The sequence below is a fragment of the Anaerosporobacter sp. genome, from assembly GCF_965301125.1.
In genome coordinates, this window is sequence record NZ_CBDLAM010000177.1 from 5,843 (window position 1) to 6,304 (window position 462).

The 462-nt window shown below is 30.3% G+C and carries 1 protein-coding gene; it reads right to left on the minus strand.

Annotated features, from left to right (window positions below; genetic code table 11):
• On the minus strand, positions 1–217 hold a 217-nt coding region (locus ACW2QF_RS15790), incomplete at its 3' end, for a hypothetical protein (protein ID WP_455716968.1).
• Between the last annotated feature and the right edge of the window lie 245 nt (positions 218–462).

Here is a 462-nt window from a genome sequence, read left to right on the forward strand (position 1 = left end):
CCGTGTTGCCGTTCTTAATATGTACTTTTATATGCCCTTTTTCTATCTTAATTGAGTCAATACTAGCTCTATCTTTAATTCCTTCACCACTTATGTCAATTGTATTCGTACTAGTTTCCGTCTTAGCTGTTTCCTTCTTAGAAGTTTTCTCTCTCTGATAAGCAAATAAACTTACGATAAAGCAAACTGCAACAAAAAGATAAAATCGATTTTTCACTTTAACTCTCCTTTCATAGATAACCTCTAATCTTATTAATTGATTTAACAAAGCCCTTATACTAGGATTGTATACCAATATATTGTGTTTTTCAACATAATTTACCTTGATGTTATTGAAACTTATTTACTATAAAGTTTTAAGAGTTTTAATTAATGGTAATAAAATGCGAAGCTAAAAACAATCCGAAGAAGTTGTGTGCTATGGAAAAGATGGAAAGTTCGTCATAGGCATTCAACTTTTCG